We start from the raw sequence: 17888 nt of genomic DNA, 5'->3' as shown, positions 1-17888 counted from the left end.
GAATTGAATCTTTACTTCTGACATTTGTCTTTGTATAATGGAATTGCTAATTGAAAATGATTATCAATTTCATCTATGTGAAATCCTATAGACGTCCATTCTTATTAAGGAGCGATGAGTCACATGTCTAAGAAGAAAATTAAAACCTACCAGCAATTGATTGAAGAGAACAAAAAGGCCATCATGCGCGATCCTCAAATGATGGAAAGTATTTACGAAACCATCGACAAAAAACACCAGAAGCAGCTTGCAGCTGCTGGGCGTGAATCATAACTATTAGAGAGCAGTCATCACTGACTGCTCTTTAGTCTGCTTCAACAAAATAAAAAAGCCGATAAAATCTGTTATTCGATTTTATCGGCTTTTGTTTTAATGTGATTTCGCTACACGGTCCTGCTTCATTCCTAAATAAATGAGCATATATGTGAGATAACCCATTGTCATCGTTAAACCACCGAAGAAAAATTGAGAAAAGACTGGTTCCTCAAATGTCGTGACGGCAGCAAGAACGATCCAGCTCGCATATAAATAGACCATGAACCATTTCATGTTTCTTTTAAGTGTATAGAGAAAGAAAAGACCCGCTAACGAAAAGATCCCCAGCGCTAGTCTGAAATAAACAAGGTGATCAAACTGGAAGGCAAAAGACACAAACGAAAACGACAGCAGCAACAAAATTGGTAAAGCCGTAATGAAATTTTTCACGATAGTGCCACCTCCATGACTCCTTCTTATTATAAGACAAAATCAGCCGGTTATCGTGAAATACAGACTCGTTTTCACAAAGATGTCACGAATTTTTCTTGTTATTTGACACAATTTTTACACATTTACATCACGTTTCCAAAAAAGAATCCAAGCCGATCCAATAAAGAAAACAAAATGCGCCCCTACTATAAATAGAGAAAACAAAAGGCTCATCCCATGAAAAGGAGGCGGTCCTTGAAAGCTGTACTGAGTAAAGTCCGTATTCGCAAAAAGGAGGATTTTCCCCCACTGATTTTCTAAGAGAGACATGATGGGTACAAGTGATTTCGCCGCATATAAAACAAAAAACGAGGTCACAAGGGCAACAAGACTATTTCTAAACAAACTGGAACACATAAAAGCAAAGCTTGCCATCATGATCACTTCCACCCACTGAGATCCAATGACGGCAAACGTATGCTGAAATAATTGCCCCGTTCTTTCATCAAAATCAGTACCGAAGAAAATAAGACCAAATAGAAAAGCCAAAACATAATAAAAAACAAACAAATAAATGACTGTCAGCACAAGTGTGATGTATTTTGACAGAAAAATGTGCAGTCTTGTTTTTGGCCGGATCAATAAAAACTTGATCGTCCTTTTCTGAAACTCTGTTGAGATCAAGGTCGCGCCAATAACGACAGCAAGCACCTGCAAAATAAACACGACGTTCGTGGAATAAGCAAAATAGTTCGCGACTGTGTCTTGTCCACCAAAGCTTGATATGACTCGTTTCAAGGTTAGAGCCATGGCCAGTTGAAATACAACGATCAATAAAAGAGCAATGAATGTGATCTTTTTCTTCATGATTTTCTTATGCTCATTTTTGATGAGGTTAAGCATCTGTCGTCCCGCCTTCCGTCCATTTCATAAATGCCTCTTCAATTGACTGCTTTTGAGGCATCATTTCAAGTACATCAAACCCCGCCAGCACAAGCTGTTTGTTCAGCTCTGGCACACGTTCTTTGTTCAGTTGAAGCAGTACACGCGCTCCATTTCGTTCATATGTATAGTCGTGTGCGTCAAGCCATGAGACCGCCTTTTCTACTGGCTGAATATTCATCAGCACCTGCTCTTTCCCCTCCATATCCCGGAGATGAGTACTAGCTTTGATCTGTCCCTTTTGAATGATAATCATGCGGTCACATAGCTCCTCTACCTCATGCAATAAATGCGTCGCAAATAACACCGAGGTTCCTTCTTCCTTTACAAGCATTTGTAAGTGCTCCCGGAATTCCTTCATTCCTGCAGGGTCCAGTCCATTTGTCGGTTCGTCTAAAATGAGCAGGTTCGGCCGATGCAAAATAGCTTGTGCAATCCCAAGCCTTTGTTTCATCCCTAGTGAATACGTCTTGACCTTCTGATGAATGGCATCCTCCAGACGAACTCTTTCCACCACTTCCTGAATGCGTTCCTCGGTCACGCCATCGTGCATCGCTGCATACATTTCAAGGTTTTCAAAGCCTGTTAAATACGAATAAAATTCTGGGTTTTCTATGATCGCACCAACAGATGACATCGCTTTAAGAAAATCCTCATCTTGTGAATATCCATTGATCATGATGTTGCCATTGTTTTTTTTCATCAAGCCAACGATCAATCGAATCAAAGTTGTTTTCCCAGACCCATTGGGTCCAAGTAATCCAACAATTTCTCCTTGCCCAATGTCTATAGAAATATCCTGTAAGATCATTTTCCGGCCAATTTGTTTATCGACTTTTTCTACTTTTAAAACAGCAGACTGCAAAGTAGTTCCTCCTTCTGATGTAAACCTATGGCGGCATGTATGGCCGCTCATTCTGTTAAAAGTATATCACGCAGGACAAGGGACTCCATGAAAAAAAGGGCTGATCAAATCAGCCCTTCTTTCACATTACATGGATAGATTCGGTGAAGCTGTATCTTTCTCATGTTTTTTCTCGGTTTCTGTCACGATCACCGCACATGCTGCGTCACCTGTAATATTGACAACGGTTCTTGCCATATCTAGTAGGCGGTCGATTCCAAGAATAAGCGCAATGCCTTCGACAGGAAGTCCAACTGAATTCAAGACCATCGCAAGCATGATCAAGCCAACGCCTGGTACACCGGCTGTCCCGATACTGGCTAAAACTGCCGTTAATACAACTGTGAGCATTTGCATCAGCGTTAGCTCCACACCAAACACTTGAGCAATAAAAATGGTTGCAACCCCTTGCATAATCGCTGTCCCATCCATATTGATCGTAGCGCCTAACGGCTGTACGAAACTAGAGATCGGCTCAGGTACTTTCAATTTCTTTTGAGCGGTTTCCATTGATACAGGGAGAACTGCACTACTGCTGGACGTACTAAAGGCTACGACCATGGCAGGTGAAAAGTCTTTAAAGAATGTAAATGGATTCCTTTTTGCAAATATAGCCAACGTTGAGCCGTAAGTGAGAAAGAAATGCACCAATAGCGCTACTAACACCACTGTAAAATAAAGTCCCATGGCTTTAATGGCATCAAGACCTTGACTCCCAATCGCCGTCACAATTAAGCCGAATGTTCCGTATGGAGCAAATTTCATGACCACACCTACAAGGTACATCATGAGTTCATTGCCTTGTTCTAATATTTTAAGTAATCCTTCTGTCTTTTTACCTAGCACTGCAATTCCTAGTCCTAAGAAAACACAGAATACAATAATTTGCAGCATATTTCCTTCGACTAAAGATTGAACTGGATTTGATGGAATGATGTTTAATAAAGTGTCGGTCGTTGATGGTGCTTCTTGAGGTTTGTATTCTGCCCCTTTCGTATCGAATGAACCAAAGGAACCAGGTTTGATCAATAATGCCAAAGACATCGCAATGATAATAGCGAATGTTGTGGTCAGTAGAAAATATAAGATGCTTTTTGCGCCAATTCTGCCAAGCTTTTTTGGATCGCCGAGGCCTGCCACACCAAGTGTAATGGAAAAGAAGACGATCGGTACAACTAGCATTTTGATTAGATTTAAGAAGATTTGACCTAGAGGTGTGAATAGATAAGGGTCTAACGTTTTGAATACATTTGGAGCGAAAATGTTAAGCAAAAGTCCCGTGATTGCACCTACAATAAGGGCAATAATAATTTTTGTAGCCAGCTTCAATAAAATCTCCCCTTCCTCGTCAAAAAGACCCACGAGAGAGTTTTCTCGTGGGCCTGCGTGTCCTTACGTGTACCACTGTCTACTCTCTTCACGCTGATGAGGTTAGCTGACGGGTTAGGACGAAGAGATGTCCTTTTTTCTCAGATAAGAAAAATTCACCCCAAAAACATGGGTCCCCCATTCCTTTAGAAGGATTAAGCGTGTGGTAATATGATATTTTCATACCATTTATACCTTATTTTTAGAAAATTGTAAACAGGTTCATATGAACTTTTTAATTACTTTCTTCCCTATTTGTAACTTCAAGAATATCTAAAATAAAGACAAAGATTGGGATACCGATGATAAGTCCCCAAATGCCAATATAGTGTTCAGAGAAAATCAGCACAATAAACGTGAAGAAAATAGGGAGTTCTGTTTTAGCTGACATGAGCTTCGGATTCAAGAAGTATGCTTCAATAGCATGGATAATCACAATCACCAGCACAATATACAGGACATACATTCCGCCTCCGAGTGTATACGCAATGATGCTGAGTGGAATAAGAGAGATAACCACACCCGCTACTGGGATTAAGCCTAGCAAAAAGACCATGACCGCTAATCCAAATAACTGCGGGAAACCCATAATGCCTAACGCAATGGTCGTTAGCACACAATTAACGGTTGCAATAATAAACTGAGCTTCAAGTACTTTTCCAAACGTTCGGGAAAATTTACGTCCAAAGAAGGCAATTTCATGATAGAACACGGAGATTTTACTCGTTTTGAACTTGTTCATGAATTGAATGAGGCGTTCTTTTTCGAACAGGAAGAACATGCTTAATATTAAGGACATAATGACCTGGATACTGAACGTGCTGAAATCGGTTATGTATGTATAGAGGAAATTAAACCCTTTCTCAAAGAAAGCTGATATTTTAAAATCTCCGAATACGTTCGTGATGACGTCAAAGAAGGGTAAATCTTGTGGGTGATCTGCAATTTTCTTTCCTAAACGGAATAGCTGCTCTACCTGTTTGGCGATGATTGGTACAAAAACGAATCCGCCAAATGTCAATCCACCAGCCAGAAGAATATACAAAATGGTAATGACCGATTTCTGTCCTATTTTCAGGAAGCGATTTAAAAAGCCTCTAATGACCTCTTCCAACCGATTCATCAAAAAGGTGAAAATGAAGGTCAAAAGAATTAAATTCATCATTCCTCTTAATAGATATAATGCTGTGGCTAATACTACAAATACTGAAAACCGCTTAACACCGGGTTTTTCGAACAATTTTAAAAATGCCGTCATTACGTTACACACCTGCCAGGACTAAAGTCTATTTTTCATCGTATCTGATATACATTATATCGGATCTTTCTGTAAATTATATAATAAAAGGTCAAAGAGGTCTTACGATTTGTATTAATTTTATTGGTTTTTCTTTTTTACACAAAAAAACCGAACCCATGTAGAACATAAGGTTTCGGTTTTTGGTTGTTTTTATACTAAACAGCCTGCTTCATATTCCGCATTTCCTGAAGTGCTGTTTTGCTCTTCGCTTCGTCAAATTCACCTTCACTCTTCGCGACAACAATTGTTGCAATTCCATTTCCAATGAGATTTGTAATCGCTCTTCCTTCACTCATGAAGCGGTCAACCCCAAGCAGCAGTGCTAGACCCTCTAACGGAATGACCTGTAGTGCCGCAAGAGTAGATGCAAGCACGATAAATCCGCTTCCTGTCACCCCAGCTGCTCCCTTTGATGTAAGCATTAGAACAAGGATAATAGTGATCTGCTGACCGATCGACAGGTCTACCCCAAACACTTGCGCCAAGAAGACGACGGCCATTGATAAATAGATTGAAGTTCCGTCTAGGTTAAAGGAATAACCTGTTGGAATGACAAGACCAACAACAGACTTAGAGCACCCGTAGCGTTCCATTTTATCCATCATTCTTGGCAGTACGGATTCTGAAGAACTTGTGCCAAGAACAATCAAAATTTCATCCTTGATAAACCTTAAATAACCTAGCAGGCTGAAGCCATACATTTTACAAATGATGTTCAGCACAACGAAGATGAACAGGAACATCGTCATATAAACGGAGAGCATCAGACTTGCCAGCGGTTTAATCGATGCCAGCCCAAAGTGTCCGATCGTATAAGCCATTGCCCCAAACGCACCGAGCGGCGCAGCACGCATGATATATCCAATGATTTTAAAGAAAACAAGTGACAGCTTATCAAGCCATTCGATGATGCCTTTCCCCTTCTCACCAAGTGCAGCGAGCGCAACACCGAATAAAATAGAGAAGAATAAGACCTGTAAAATATCACCCTTTGCGAAAGCATCAACCATGTTAGATGGCACGATGTGTGTAACAAATTCCATCCAGTCGATACCCTGTCCGCCATTTTGGGTATATTGTGAGACATCCCCTTTTTCAAGCTTGCTATAGTCAAGACCTGCACCCGGCTTCATGATATTCACAACAAAAAGACCGATGACCAGAGCAAGTGTCGTGACGACTTCAAAATAAATAAATGCTTTTCCCCCAACTTTTCCAACCTTTTTCATATCACCCATCTTGGCAATACCAAGAACAATGGTTAAGAAAATAATTGGTGCAATGACCATTTTAACGGCATTGATAAAGGTATCACCAAGCGGCTTCATTTCTTTTCCGACGTTTGGCCAAACCATCCCGACAATGATCCCGATGATGACAGCTGCAATCACCTGAAATGTCAGGTTCTTCAAAAGCCTTTTCATAAAAAATCAACTCCCTCACCCTTTGATGTAAACGCTTAACTATTATCTGTAGATAAATGATAGCGATTTCACCAAAGACTGTGAAGCTTATGGACATATCGTACATTTTGGTCTTTTTGGTCTCTTAGTCAGAATGTACGATATATTTATTCACAGGCCTTCCAATCCCCCCATATTGCATATCTAATTTCAGCTCGCCTTCTTTTACGAGGAAGTCTAAATACCGGCGTGCCGTGACGCGGGCAATGCCAAGTGAATTGGCGACTTCTTCTGCAGACTGCGCGCCTTCCTGCAAGCCCATATACGCTTTAATTTCGTTCATCGTATGCACATTCAGCCCTTTAGGAAGCCAAGTATCTTCCTGCTTAACAGCAGGCTTTCGTATGATATCATCGAGCATCTCCTGAGAAAATTCTGCTGCAGTTTGGATTTTTGATTTAAACGCCTTATAGCTTTCAAGTGATTCTTTCATTCGTTCAAATTTGAATGGTTTAATAATATAATCCCGCGCACCATTTTGAAGCATGATGCCGATGGTCTCTTTGTCCTTCGCTGCTGAAATGACAATCACATCCACTTTCATCTTCTGTTTTCTGATGTCTTGCAGCGTTTTGACGCCATCCTTTTTTGGCATATATACATCAAGTACCACGAGGTCTGGACGAATTTCTTTGATCAGCTGGATGCCCTGCTCCCCATTCCCAGCGACAGCTGCAACTTGAAAGCCAGGAACACTCATAATGAACTCTTTATTCACTTCTTGCACCATCGGGTCATCTTCAATTAACAGCACCTTAATCTGAGTCATCTGTCTCTCTCCTCTATTGTCATTGGGAATTCGATTGAGAAGGTGGTACCAATGCCGATGCTTGATGTGACCTCTACATTTCCCATCCCTTTGTCGATAATCGTTTTTACAATATACAGGCCATAGCCTGTTCCGCCCTCTTTGCCGTGTGTGAAGCCTTTATCGAAAATATAAGGAATCAGTTCCTCTTCGATGCCGGAGCCATTGTCTTCAATTAAAATCGCAAGAACATCTTCCGTTTGATCGATACTAATGGAAATGACTTTTGTGTCTCTTTCTACAGTATCATACGAGGCAAAGGCGTTCTCAATGAGATTTCCAAGCAGCTTCGTCATATCATGCTGATCAAGCCGTTCTGGGAAATCACGGAGACAGCTATGTTCATCTACTTCGACCTTGATGCCAAGCTCCTTGCCCCTTCTGATTTTGCTCATCAATAATCCTGCGACAGCATCATGCTGAATGACGCGATGAAGAAAGTCCGTCACATGTTCCTGCTCCTCTGTTGTTTGAAAGGCTAGATCGAGCGCCTGATCGGCTTTACCAAGCTGAATCAGCCCGGCAATCGTATGAAGCTTATTCATATGTTCATGGTTTTGCACCCGCAAACCGTCCACAAAGTTCTTAACCCCTGTGAGCTCCTCCGCCAATTTTGCCGCTTCTGTCCGGTCCTGAAAAATGGCGACCGCTCCGATGATCTTCTTTTTCATGACAATTGGAATCCGGCTGCTCATGATCCGCTTTCCGCTCATATGAATTTCTTCATTGTAGACGGGTTCTGCGCGATCAATAATCTCAGGAAGTCTTGTATCAGACAGCACACCCCAAATATTTCGGCCCACGACATCACCTGTTACGCCAAAAATCTGCTTCGCCTTTTCATTAAAAATGGTGATCATGTGCTGATTATCAATGGCGATGACCCCTTCATTAATAGAGTGAAAGGTTGCAGTGCGTTCCTCTAGCATTCTGACAATCTCATGCGGCTCCAGCTTAAACATTTGCTGTTTAATATGACGGGCGAGCAAAAATGAACCCACAAGCCCAAAGCTGAGCGTCAGCAGGAGAATCATGAGGATATCCTGCTTCATTTCTCCTAATATATCTGCCATACTTGGCAGAGTTCTTCCTACAAGCACAACCCCTGTTTGATTAAATTGATCATCCTTGACTGGATAAAAAGCTCTGATGGCTGTTCCAAGCTCTCCCTCTGCTTCTGAAAAATAAATATGCTCTGCAAAAGCCGGCTCTTCATCAGTTCCTTCTGAGCGCTGGCCAATCCTCGTTTTCACTGGATGCGTTAATCTCACATGATCCATATCCATCACGACAATATAGTCAGCATCTTGAATAATCCGAATCTCTTCGATTGCATGCTGTAATTGATCACGATCCTTTGTCTGATCAGCTAACGCCTGCTTCACCTCATTCATCTCAGCCACGGTTCTCGCCGTGTTCATGAGTCTTTTTCGAAGCTCCCGTTCCTCTGTTTGCTGAATTCCCCCAACAAGAACAATTCCTCCGATTAAAAGGGCGAAAATGACAACGAAATATGTGAGGATGGTAAGCTTCCATCTAATAGATAATTGTTGTAATTTCAATTGATTTCTCATCATTTTTTCACCTGTATCTTTACGAATTCTTCCTCTGTCAAGTATGCTTGACATAAGGGGGATCTGACGCATGAAGAATTTACTCGCTTATACACTATTGCTCATGATCGGTTTTGTAACCGCTTTATACTTTGGTTTTTATCATATGATGCCAAAATCAGCGACAACCTTTGATGATGAACAGACAGGGCTGAAGGACCAGCTTGTGTTCAAATTCAGCCATGTCGTGGCAGACAATACACCTAAAGGACTTGCCGCAAAGAAATTTGCTGAGCTCGTGCACGAAAAATCCGATGGAAAGATCAGCATTCAAATTTTCTCCAACGGAAGCCTTTATTCTGATATTGAAGAGATTAATGCACTCAAAGAGAATCAAGTTCAATTTATCGCTCCGTCTACCTCGAAGCTCGGCATGCTGTCCCCTGAGTGGCTGGCACTTGATCTTCCCTTTGCTTTTTCAAATTACAATGCGGTTCAAGAAGGCCTGCACGGTACAATTGGACAAAGGTTGTTTGGCACGCTGCAAAAAGATGGATTAAAGGGAATGGCTTATTGGACAAATGGCTTTAAGCAAATTACCTCTAATAAAGGGCCCATCAAACAGCCGGCTGATTTAAAAAACCAGTCTCTCCGCATTATGCAAAGCGACATGATTGAAAAACAATTCAAACTCCTTGGCGCAAAGCCCTATCAGGAATCATTTAATTCAACGTTTCAGCTATTAGAAACCAAAAAAGTAGACGGCGAAGAAAATACCATTTCAAATATTTATTCAAAAAAATTCTATCATATACAAGACTATATGACGATCAGCAATCACGGGTATTTAGGCTATGTGGTCTTAACAGATCAATCCTTCTTTGACCGCCAGACACCCGAAACGAAACGAATTTTACTTGAAGCCATGGAAGAAACAACGGCTTGGAATGAAAAGCATGCAGAACAGATGAACAAAGATCAGCTGGAGGACATTAAACGTGAATCGCCGATTGCCATTCATGAATTGACGCCAGCTGAAAGACAAAAATGGATGAAAGCCCTTGATCCTTTGTATGATGAAGCCGAAAAAACGATCGGCTCCACCCTCATCAAACAGATCCGCGAACTGCGTGCACGTTATGAACACTCACCTATTCATGCTTTTCAGGAAGAGGATGAGAGCAAATAAAAAATCCCTTTGATATGGGATTTTTTTATGCGCCGGACTCACTCTGTTCTTGCTGCGTGAGCTCTTCTAATCTTGTTAAAATTCTTCGCTTTCGGTATTGCATCATGCCTGTTTCGGCAATTCCTTTTAATTGGGAGCGGTTCGAAACGGCACCAAACAAAATCCCAGCTATGGGAACAAGCTGAAACAGTTTCTTCCAGCCAAACGAATCCCGGTAATTATAGACGACCTCACGCCACCCTTGGATTTGGGAAATCATGTTTTCGTGTTTCCCATCGGATGCATGATAGCTTTTCAGCTCTTTTAGAATCGATTTCTTACCAACGACATCCGCAGAGTTCAGCTGCAAGCATTTAATGATGAAGACCCGCTCCTCTTTGTTTTTAGGATCATAGCCATAGGTGACAGCAATATCCTGTAATGTTTTCAGAGAGAGACCCAGGACCGCAGGAATATCAGCGGCTAGCGTAAACATTCCGCCGACACCAGTTGTCGCCCCTTGCACCGTCGCAAGATTCGTTCTGTTTTTCCCCATATGTTCACTAATGGCATCCATCATTTCGATCGGGGCCTTTCCAATATCCTCTATGCGCTGAATGGATTCGCCCTCACACTTCTTTTGAAATTGATGAATGATGCCTTTTTCCGACGTCAAATAGGCACCACCAGATTGAATGTAATGACCCATTTCGTCTAGCAGCACACCGATTTTTTTCTGAATAAAAGCAGGCGTCAGCTTGTCCAGCATTTGAAATGGAAGGCGGCTGAGCTTCTCCCAAAACCATACCTTTTGCTGGTCTTTCTCCCACTTTTCAATCTCCTTTAATTGTGCTTTTAGCCATTCTCTTTCCTCCATGTCATATGCCTCCTTAGATGCCGCTGAAGTATTTGTCTGTTATTATACACAATCCTTGTCCATCATACGTATAGAACATTGAAGCGGTTCCGAAAGGTTTTAATCTTTTTCAAAACGGTTATTGCTTAATAAACAAACAAAAGAGGAGTGATCAACATGTTAGGATTTCTAATTTCATTAGTTGTGGCGATTGTCATCGGTCTCATTGGGAGTGCACTCGCTGGAGGCAGTGTACCAGGAGGATGGATCGGCTCAATGATTGCCGGGTTTGTAGGCGCTTGGATTGGTCATGGATTACTTGGAACGTGGGGTCCTAGTCTGGCAGGCTTTGCGATCATTCCAGCGATCTTAGGAGCAGCAATCTTTGTCATTATTTTAAGCCTGATCTTCCGCAGCGTGGGATCAAGGGTATCTTAAAAAAACAAATAACAGAGGAAGCAGTAGAGACACCGTCTAAGGGGCGGTGTTTTTTATGTTGCGCGTTGACAAGGTATCTATTTTTTTCACTTACATATGATAAACAAACCTATTAGTTCAGATAGTTGACTTTTCATGAGGATGGGCATATGATGATTAAAAATTGCATGAAGGAAACTTTTTGTGCCCAAGCAAAACTTTGTAGAATCTAGGTGATGACATATGACAAACAAATACATCGAGGCACAGGCACACATGTCAGCGGCAGCTGAGCGTGCACTTGAAGGTAAGGTCAAAGGATTTAGAAGGCTTCTTCCTTTTCTAGGCCCTGCTTTTATCGCTGCCATTGCATATATTGATCCAGGGAATTTTGCCACCAACATTGCGGCTGGCTCTAAGTATGGATATCTTCTCTTATGGGTCATTCTTATATCAAATCTTATGGCGTTGCTCATCCAATCCTTATCCGCAAAGCTTGGAATAGCGACAGGGAAAAACTTACCTGAAATCGCACGTGAAGAGTTTCCGAAACCCGTCTCTATCGGTTTATGGATTCAGGGCGAACTCGTTATTATTGCCACAGATTTAGCTGAGTTTATTGGAGCGGCACTTGGTTTATACTTGCTCTTTCGGATTCCTTTGCTTGAAGCATCCATTATTGCAGCCATCGGATCATTTGCGATTTTAGAATTGCAAAGACGGGGATATCGAGCATTAGAAGCCGGCATCACCGGCATGCTGTTCGTTGTCGTGATCGCTTTCGCTGTGCAAACCTTTGTCGCCAAGCCTGATATGGCAAGTGTCGCAGGCGGGCTTTTCATTCCAAAATTTGATGGCGCAGATAGTGTACTGCTTGCAGCTGGAATTTTAGGTGCCACTGTAATGCCGCACGCGATTTATTTACATTCAGCATTAACCCAAAGAAGAGTCGTCGGCAGAACGGAAAAGGAGAAAAAACAGATTTTTCGCTTTGAGTTTTTAGATATCCTCATTGCGATGCTAGTTGCTGGAGCCATCAATGCCAGTATGTTGATTGTGGCAGCCGCTCTATTTTATAAAAATGGTCTTTTTGTTGAAGATCTGGATGTTGCGTTCCAGCATTTTAACACACTCGCAGGTCCTGTATCAGCTATCTTATTTGGTGTAGGCCTGCTTGTAGCCGGACTATCAAGCTCTTCTGTCGGTACATTGTCAGGCGATATCATTATGCAGGGTTTTATTCAATACCGCATTCCACTGTATGTCCGCCGGCTGATTACCATGATTCCCCCTATTGTGATCATTGCATCTGGGGTGAATCCGACATCCGCACTTGTGATGAGTCAGGTGGTCTTATCCTTTGGTATTGCCTTTGCTTTAATTCCGCTCATTTTATTTACAAGTAAAAAACGAATTATGGGCGAATTAACGAATGCCCGCTGGGTAACAGGAATATCTTGGGTGATAGCAGCTCTCGTTGTCGCACTCAATCTCTTTTTAATTGTGGATACGTTTATGTAAAAGACAGTAGTGATGCTGTCTTTTTCTTTTCATATGGTTATGGTAAAATTCCCCTGAGAGGATGTGGGCACATGTTTTTTTATCAGGATCAAGAGATAGCTATGCGGCTGCTTGAGCCAAGAGACGCACGAAGTCTATATTTGCTCATCCAGCGGTCAAGAGAGCATTTACGTGAATGGATGCTTTGGGTGGATTCAACGAAAACAGAGGAAGACAGCATGGCGTTCATTCAAGGCGCAATGCAGCAAGCCTTGCAGAACAACGGTTTTCAAGCGGGCATCTGGTCACATGGAGAGCTTGTCGGGATCATCGGCACCCACCAAATTCATTGGATCGACAGGACTGTTTCAATTGGCTATTGGCTCGGAGAAGGCTATCAAGGAAAAGGCATCATGACAAAAGCGTGCAAAGCAGTCATTCGTTATTTATTTGAAGAATGTGGACTGCACCGCATTGAAATCAGGGCTGCTGTCGATAACCTGAAGAGCAGACGCATCGCAGAGCGATTATCCTTTTCGCTTGAAGGCATTTTGAGACAATGTGAATGGCTGGGCGACCGCTTTACGGATCATTGTGTATACGCCCTTTTGCAGCCTGAATATATGAAAGAAAAAACGCATTCTATGAATCAGCCCACGTAATTGTGTCGATTGCATGAATTATTTTACAAAGTGAAGCTTTGTAGTATCGGTTGCGATCAGCATCTGATAAAATAGAAGGAAAAATCGAGGTATGAAGTATGTCTCTTATTATTTTATTTTACTTATGGATTGTCCCTTTATTATTTGGCATTTTCTTCTCATTCTTAACAAAGAAAGCCACCTACAAACGCCGCTTTGTCCCATCATATAGCATGGCAGGACTCAGCATCGTTTTTCTCATTCTGGCACTTGTCTTTTCAGCCAGCCATTTTCTATTCATTTGCGGTATGTTCCTATTTGCCACAACCCTTGTCGGCACAGGCATTCCTTTATTTTTAGCCTTTACAAAAACACCATCATAAACAAAAACCACCTTTTCGCAATGGAAAGGTGGTTTCTTTTTTATTGATTTGGCATTCTGTAAGTCACAGTGGCATCTTGATTGGCTTCAATCGTTTTCACAATGTCTTGAAGGACCTCTGCTGCACGATCATTTGAGTCATACTTACCGAGAGTCTTGACCCAAGTATCGCTTCCTGCGATCATCCCTTCAATCTTTTTGCCGGCTACTGTGATTTCGTGGACATGAACGAAACTTTGCTGGTTTTGTGTGAAAATCCATAGCATGGTTTTAGCTCCTTTACGATTTGAAATGTTTTTATCTGCTTTCTTCTCATTTTAAACTTCTTTAACTAAAAATTCATTTGAACATTGATCAACCATTGAACTTTTCGGCATACATGAGATCTGATTCACTAGGTTCTGCCTTAAGTTCTTTCACATTACCTTCTTTATCATATTTTATATAAGTCATCTCTCGACCAGCAATACACTCACATTCATATTTTTTATTTCCATTCTCAAAAAACTCGACTTGATATCCATCCACAGCGTTCTTCCTCATATACCCTATTTTTTTCACAAAGCCATTTGGATAAAATTCCACATACTTCCCCTGTTTAATACCTTTCTCTACATAGAAATAACTTTCAAGATGTCCGTTTTCGTACACATCATACGCTAGTCCAGTAAAGAGTTGTTCTTCCCCTCCTGAAGTATATTCCACAATTGCTAGTTCGTAGGGTCCCCCATACTCTAGAGATTTTTCAAACTCAGTACCACTTTCTAGAACTATCTTCTTTGACAATATATCATTTAACATATAAAAAACCCTTTCAGTTTTCTAACTTTCAGCAAAATGAAAATCTAGGTTAACTAAAATGAAATCTCCTTACCCACTGCTCAAGAAATCATTCCTAACACTTTCTTTTCGCATTCTAAATTTGCGTCTGTTTCAAAAAGGATTCACTTCGAAAAATGTTCTGTCATTGATCTTAACTATGTTATTTACTGTATCACCAGAATCAATAGCAGAAGGTTTTAAATACACTTTTCCCCTGAAACACAAAAACCTCGAAAGTTTTTTAGCCATCAAGGTTTTTTTGTATTTCATAATTCTCTAATTCAATGCATCTTCTAATGTTTTCTTTTCATGTTCTAACATACCACTTATGATAATCCCACATACTACCTCATCTTTGTCCAAAGCAAATCCTACTGTATCGTTTTGTAAAACAGACACTGTATCATTTTCTGAAAATGAAATTAAAACCTTATCTAACCCTATATATACGTCTAATTTACCTTTCTCATCTATATAGGTCTTATCATTATGTTCTTCTACTTGAAAATTTGGTACTCCTTTAATCACATTTATATTTTTCTTATCCAATTTAAGGTTTTCCATTTTGTGTACATTTTCACTTAATGTTAGTGTAATTGAACGAAGGCTACCTGTATATTTCCCTATACCTATTTCAATTAAAGATTTCTTGAAATCTCCAGTTCGCCAATATATCGTTGGCTCTTTTGATATATTCCAACTACCAAATTCTATATTAATCGGTGTATAAAGATCATATTCAATATTTATAGACTGACTGTCTTTGTATTCTGTTACTTTTAACATCATCATGTCTCCTTCTAAGGCATATACACAGCATGCTTTATTACAGGAAGTAATCCGTCTCCGCGGGGTTTACTAAATATTAATTCCCAATTTCCTACTTTCATAATTTCTTCGTATTTAATTCCTTGCTTAGCAAATACCCTCTCTTGTCCCGCTATCCTATATTATTAATAAATTTCTTATAGAAATAAAAAACACCCGTTGCCTAAGACAATCAAGTGCTTATAGTTAATTCTGTAACATAATCTTGAACTTTACTGAACTGGCCCCATAAATTCAGTAATAATAAGAATATGTTCCTTCAATTTGACTTTTTTTAGATTCTCTACTTTTTCTGCTCCTCCTAAACTTAATAGAGGGGTGTATCCAAAACACTCGTCATAGCCAGGGGCACTGTATTTACTAATCGCTTCAGGATAAGGCTGCCACATTAATTCTTCGTTCATAAATTCATTATCTTTTAAGTCATCAAAAAAGAATTCAAATCCTGATGAAACAACATGGACATATCCTTTCCTAAAGTTTAATAAATTTAAATACTTATCTTTTTCCCATACTATAATATCACCCATCGCAGTGGTAAAAATAGGAATTGCCTGTTCATACCTTAGATAACTTCTTTCTAAAATATCTAAATAATCGTCTGGATTGATAACTTTTAAAAAGTTATTTACGAAACTACCAAAACCAAATTTTTTCCACGTTTCTATTAATTCTTCAGGAATTTTATTCTTATATTTTAAAATAACATCTTCATCAACTGTTTCATATTTTATATAATCACTAAATATAGTTTCCAATTAAAATACCCTCCTTTAATTATTGAGTTAATTTCACATTTAAGTAAGTATTCTTTAGCTGCTCAGGTGACATATTCTTAGCAATTCCCCTAATTTGCTCATCAGCAACATCAATTCTATATTTCCATTGTGAACCTATCGAGGAATTTACTTTTTTATCCCCCAAACCTCCAATAATGTCTGCTCTTCCTCCAGCTATTTGATCTGGATTATGCAGTGCTGCTTTTGTTTCCAGCCATTCCGTAGCTTGCTTTGTCGCAGCTGCTCTGGAAAGTCCTTGTTTTCGTAGTTCAGCAACTTTATCTTTAAGTGCTTCTTGCCTAGCCATTTTTTGAGCTGCATTTCCTTCTATCGCTCTACCTTCAGCAATATATCTATCTCTATTTTTCAGATACTCGTCAACCGTTAACTCATTCATACCTTTTTCTTGATCTTTTAATTGTCTTGCGAACTCTTCAGAATCATGTTTAACATTTCTTTTAAAATTAACTTCAATTTCTTTTATTCTAGGAGCATCTTCTAAATGCATTTCATTACCCGCACCCTTAACCCCCATCTTACCATGAAACCCTTTCGCTCCAAACGGCAAAAGCATCCCCAGAGCCGCGTTCATACTCGCTTCCTGCTGTTCTTTTGAGATCTTGTTTCCAAACATATCTCGGCCTGTGATCGCTTCGCTGAAGCCGTTGGTGGCGGTGAGGCCATATAAACCTTTTTGAGATGTTTTCAGGGCGTCAAAGGATTTTTGTGATGTCTTGTAGATATCGACCGCCCTGACTGCGGCTGATGTGGCTTGGGTCGTTTTATAGACAGCTTTCCCGCCTTTGAAAATGCGCCCTGCCCAGCCGACGATTGGGATGTAACCTGCTGCTGCCATGCCGCCTGCAGCGACTCGCTGGCCTGCGGTGAGTTCCTCGCCTGTGATTGGATCAACACCTGTTGCGGCACGTTTTGCATCATTCACACCCGTTAGTTCATTGACAATATTTCCGCCATAATCGAGCGCTTTTTCATACCAAGGACGGTTGGCGAGGTCTTCTTGTTCCTTTGCGATCTCGCGGGCTTCTTCTTGTTCTTTTTTGATTTTCAGATATTCAGAAGTTTGCTTCTCAATATCGCTTTTTGCCTTGTAGATTTCGCTATTTTGATACGCTTTCTTATCAAAATTCATAGGCGAAATCGCTTTTCCGTCATTTGTCGCATTCATCATTTCAGCGTACAATGCCATTGTAGCTTGCTGCTCCGTCTCTGACAAAGCATATTCATCTTTTAAATTTTGATCAAGCTCTCTTAGTTCTTTGACTGTCTTTTTTCGTTCATCTTCCGCATCTTCTATTTTTTCATCAAAGGTTTGGCTATCAAATACCTCTAGGGAAATGAGGTCATCAATATCTTGAAAAATCGTTTTGAGTGCCTTTTTTTGATCCTTCACAATGCTTTTGGCATTCTTGATGCCCATATGTACTGCGTTGTCTAAAAAGTGTTCTTCTA

At 40.5% G+C, this 17888-nt stretch carries 19 protein-coding genes, 2 pseudogenes and 1 riboswitch; of the genes and pseudogenes, 6 read left to right on the top strand and 15 right to left on the bottom strand.

The window, feature by feature from the left end; genetic code table 11:
* Positions 1 to 123 precede the first annotated feature (123 nt).
* Positions 124 to 273 carry a Fur-regulated basic protein FbpB gene (gene fbpB, locus AWT60_RS15585; RefSeq protein ID WP_065215285.1) on the top strand — a complete coding sequence of 50 codons (150 nt, stop codon included), beginning with the start codon at positions 124 to 126 and terminating at the stop codon, positions 271 to 273.
* A 96-nt stretch (positions 274 to 369) separates the two neighbouring features.
* Here fbpB and AWT60_RS15580 read toward each other — a convergent pair whose 3' ends face one another.
* From AWT60_RS15580 to AWT60_RS15545, 8 genes are all read right to left on the bottom strand, one after another.
* Entirely contained in the window at positions 370 to 705 is a 336-nt protein-coding gene (locus tag AWT60_RS15580) for a hypothetical protein (protein ID WP_017366657.1), read from the bottom strand.
* A gap of 117 nt (positions 706 to 822) precedes the next feature.
* Entirely contained in the window at positions 823 to 1590 is a 768-nt protein-coding gene (locus tag AWT60_RS15575; RefSeq protein WP_041107471.1) for an ABC transporter permease, read from the bottom strand.
* Positions 1583 to 2494: an ABC transporter ATP-binding protein gene (locus AWT60_RS15570; RefSeq protein ID WP_025093589.1), complete on the bottom strand. Its 912-nt coding sequence runs from the start codon at positions 2492 to 2494 to the stop codon at positions 1583 to 1585. Before AWT60_RS15570 ends, AWT60_RS15575 begins: the two co-directional genes overlap by 8 nt.
* Positions 2495 to 2620: 126 nt before the next feature.
* The gene (locus tag AWT60_RS15565; RefSeq protein WP_041107474.1) at positions 2621 to 3862 is read right to left on the bottom strand and encodes a dicarboxylate/amino acid:cation symporter; all 1242 of its coding nucleotides are present in this window, start codon (positions 3860 to 3862) and stop codon (positions 2621 to 2623) included.
* Between the two features lie 77 nt (positions 3863 to 3939).
* Positions 3940 to 4073, bottom strand: a riboswitch (cyclic di-AMP (ydaO/yuaA leader).
* 63 nt (positions 4074 to 4136) lie between these two features.
* Positions 4137 to 5159: an AI-2E family transporter gene (locus AWT60_RS15560; protein ID WP_041107476.1), complete on the bottom strand. Its 1023-nt coding sequence runs from the start codon at positions 5157 to 5159 to the stop codon at positions 4137 to 4139.
* Between the two features lie 197 nt (positions 5160 to 5356).
* Positions 5357 to 6625, bottom strand: a complete 1269-nt coding sequence (gene dctP, locus AWT60_RS15555) for a C4-dicarboxylate transporter DctP (RefSeq protein WP_041107478.1) — start codon at positions 6623 to 6625, stop codon at positions 5357 to 5359.
* A 124-nt stretch (positions 6626 to 6749) separates the two neighbouring features.
* Complete coding sequence (locus AWT60_RS15550) at positions 6750 to 7433, bottom strand: response regulator (RefSeq protein WP_041107480.1); 684 nt, start codon at positions 7431 to 7433, stop codon at positions 6750 to 6752.
* On the bottom strand, positions 7430 to 9049 hold the full coding sequence (locus AWT60_RS15545; RefSeq protein ID WP_041107526.1) for an ATP-binding protein: 1620 nt from the start codon (positions 9047 to 9049) through the stop codon (positions 7430 to 7432). The genes AWT60_RS15550 and AWT60_RS15545 overlap by 4 nt, the downstream gene beginning before the upstream one ends.
* Positions 9050 to 9116: 67 nt before the next feature.
* Between AWT60_RS15545 and AWT60_RS15540 the strand changes: the two genes are divergently transcribed.
* A complete protein-coding gene (locus tag AWT60_RS15540; RefSeq protein WP_218677437.1) occupies positions 9117 to 10214 on the top strand; it encodes a TRAP transporter substrate-binding protein in 1098 nt (365 codons plus the stop codon).
* A 25-nt stretch (positions 10215 to 10239) separates the two neighbouring features.
* On the opposite strand, the gene AWT60_RS15535 is transcribed toward AWT60_RS15540, so the two are convergent.
* Positions 10240 to 11070, bottom strand: coding sequence for an EcsC family protein (locus tag AWT60_RS15535; RefSeq protein ID WP_163115584.1), 831 nt, complete (start codon positions 11068 to 11070; stop codon positions 10240 to 10242).
* 156 nt (positions 11071 to 11226) lie between these two features.
* Here AWT60_RS15535 and AWT60_RS15530 point away from each other — a divergent pair, with 156 nt between their 5' ends.
* The 4 genes from AWT60_RS15530 (at position 11227) to AWT60_RS15515 (ending at position 13990) form a co-directional block, all read left to right on the top strand.
* Positions 11227 to 11487 carry a GlsB/YeaQ/YmgE family stress response membrane protein gene (locus AWT60_RS15530; RefSeq protein WP_024427360.1) on the top strand — a complete coding sequence of 87 codons (261 nt, stop codon included), beginning with the start codon at positions 11227 to 11229 and terminating at the stop codon, positions 11485 to 11487.
* A 222-nt stretch (positions 11488 to 11709) separates the two neighbouring features.
* A complete protein-coding gene (locus tag AWT60_RS15525; protein ID WP_218677436.1) occupies positions 11710 to 12987 on the top strand; it encodes an Nramp family divalent metal transporter in 1278 nt (425 codons plus the stop codon).
* 71 nt (positions 12988 to 13058) lie between these two features.
* On the top strand, positions 13059 to 13628 hold the full coding sequence (locus AWT60_RS15520; protein WP_041107486.1) for a GNAT family N-acetyltransferase: 570 nt from the start codon (positions 13059 to 13061) through the stop codon (positions 13626 to 13628).
* 98 nt (positions 13629 to 13726) lie between these two features.
* Positions 13727 to 13990 carry a hypothetical protein gene (locus tag AWT60_RS15515; RefSeq protein ID WP_008346966.1) on the top strand — a complete coding sequence of 88 codons (264 nt, stop codon included), beginning with the start codon at positions 13727 to 13729 and terminating at the stop codon, positions 13988 to 13990.
* A 40-nt stretch (positions 13991 to 14030) separates the two neighbouring features.
* On the opposite strand, the gene AWT60_RS15510 is transcribed toward AWT60_RS15515, so the two are convergent.
* The 6 genes and pseudogenes from AWT60_RS15510 to AWT60_RS18655 all read right to left on the bottom strand — a co-directional run.
* Positions 14031 to 14255, bottom strand: coding sequence for a hypothetical protein (locus tag AWT60_RS15510; RefSeq protein ID WP_041107488.1), 225 nt, complete (start codon positions 14253 to 14255; stop codon positions 14031 to 14033).
* Between the two features lie 88 nt (positions 14256 to 14343).
* Positions 14344 to 14790 (bottom strand): toxin-antitoxin system YwqK family antitoxin, encoded by a 447-nt coding sequence (locus AWT60_RS15505; RefSeq protein WP_218677435.1) that lies wholly within the window; start codon positions 14788 to 14790, stop codon positions 14344 to 14346.
* A 297-nt stretch (positions 14791 to 15087) separates the two neighbouring features.
* Positions 15088 to 15597, bottom strand: a complete 510-nt coding sequence (locus tag AWT60_RS15500) for a hypothetical protein (RefSeq protein ID WP_218677434.1) — start codon at positions 15595 to 15597, stop codon at positions 15088 to 15090.
* 254 nt (positions 15598 to 15851) lie between these two features.
* Positions 15852 to 16397, bottom strand: coding sequence for a T6SS immunity protein Tdi1 domain-containing protein (locus AWT60_RS15495; protein WP_218677433.1), 546 nt, complete (start codon positions 16395 to 16397; stop codon positions 15852 to 15854).
* A gap of 19 nt (positions 16398 to 16416) precedes the next feature.
* Positions 16417 to 16854: pseudogene (locus AWT60_RS18660) on the bottom strand (polymorphic toxin type 15 domain-containing protein); the annotation flags it as partial.
* A 72-nt stretch (positions 16855 to 16926) separates the two neighbouring features.
* A pseudogene (locus AWT60_RS18655) lies at positions 16927 to 17888 on the bottom strand (pre-toxin TG domain-containing protein); the annotation flags it as partial.

The organism is Bacillus sp. F2HM (assembly GCF_019266135.1).
GTDB classification, from domain to species: domain Bacteria; phylum Bacillota; class Bacilli; order Bacillales; family Bacillaceae; genus Bacillus; species Bacillus safensis.
Note: the sequence above shows the minus strand (reverse complement) of the source record. Positions and strands in the feature narration are given on the sequence as shown.

What these genes read in the sequence shown, in the direction of transcription:
- AWT60_RS15550 (WP_041107480.1), bottom strand. Translation starts at nt 7,433, where the DNA reads ATGACTCAGATTAAGGTGCTGTTAATTGAAGATGACCCGATGGTGCAA.
- AWT60_RS15510 (WP_041107488.1), bottom strand. Translation starts at nt 14,255, where the DNA reads ATGCTATGGATTTTCACACAAAACCAGCAAAGTTTCGTTCATGTCCAC.
- AWT60_RS15500 (WP_218677434.1), bottom strand. Translation starts at nt 15,597, where the DNA reads ATGTTAAAAGTAACAGAATACAAAGACAGTCAGTCTATAAATATTGAA.
- AWT60_RS15505 (WP_218677435.1), bottom strand. Translation starts at nt 14,790, where the DNA reads ATGTTAAATGATATATTGTCAAAGAAGATAGTTCTAGAAAGTGGTACT.
- AWT60_RS15535 (WP_163115584.1), bottom strand. Translation starts at nt 11,070, where the DNA reads ATGGAGGAAAGAGAATGGCTAAAAGCACAATTAAAGGAGATTGAAAAG.
- AWT60_RS15545 (WP_041107526.1), bottom strand. Translation starts at nt 9,049, where the DNA reads ATGATGAGAAATCAATTGAAATTACAACAATTATCTATTAGATGGAAG.
- AWT60_RS15520 (WP_041107486.1), top strand. Translation starts at nt 13,059, where the DNA reads ATGTTTTTTTATCAGGATCAAGAGATAGCTATGCGGCTGCTTGAGCCA.
- AWT60_RS15540 (WP_218677437.1), top strand. Translation starts at nt 9,117, where the DNA reads ATGAAGAATTTACTCGCTTATACACTATTGCTCATGATCGGTTTTGTA.
- AWT60_RS15515 (WP_008346966.1), top strand. Translation starts at nt 13,727, where the DNA reads ATGTCTCTTATTATTTTATTTTACTTATGGATTGTCCCTTTATTATTT.
- AWT60_RS15530 (WP_024427360.1), top strand. Translation starts at nt 11,227, where the DNA reads ATGTTAGGATTTCTAATTTCATTAGTTGTGGCGATTGTCATCGGTCTC.
- dctP (WP_041107478.1), bottom strand. Translation starts at nt 6,625, where the DNA reads ATGAAAAGGCTTTTGAAGAACCTGACATTTCAGGTGATTGCAGCTGTC.
- AWT60_RS15525 (WP_218677436.1), top strand. Translation starts at nt 11,710, where the DNA reads ATGACAAACAAATACATCGAGGCACAGGCACACATGTCAGCGGCAGCT.
- AWT60_RS15560 (WP_041107476.1), bottom strand. Translation starts at nt 5,159, where the DNA reads ATGACGGCATTTTTAAAATTGTTCGAAAAACCCGGTGTTAAGCGGTTT.
- AWT60_RS15575 (WP_041107471.1), bottom strand. Translation starts at nt 1,590, where the DNA reads ATGCTTAACCTCATCAAAAATGAGCATAAGAAAATCATGAAGAAAAAG.
- fbpB (WP_065215285.1), top strand. Translation starts at nt 124, where the DNA reads ATGTCTAAGAAGAAAATTAAAACCTACCAGCAATTGATTGAAGAGAAC.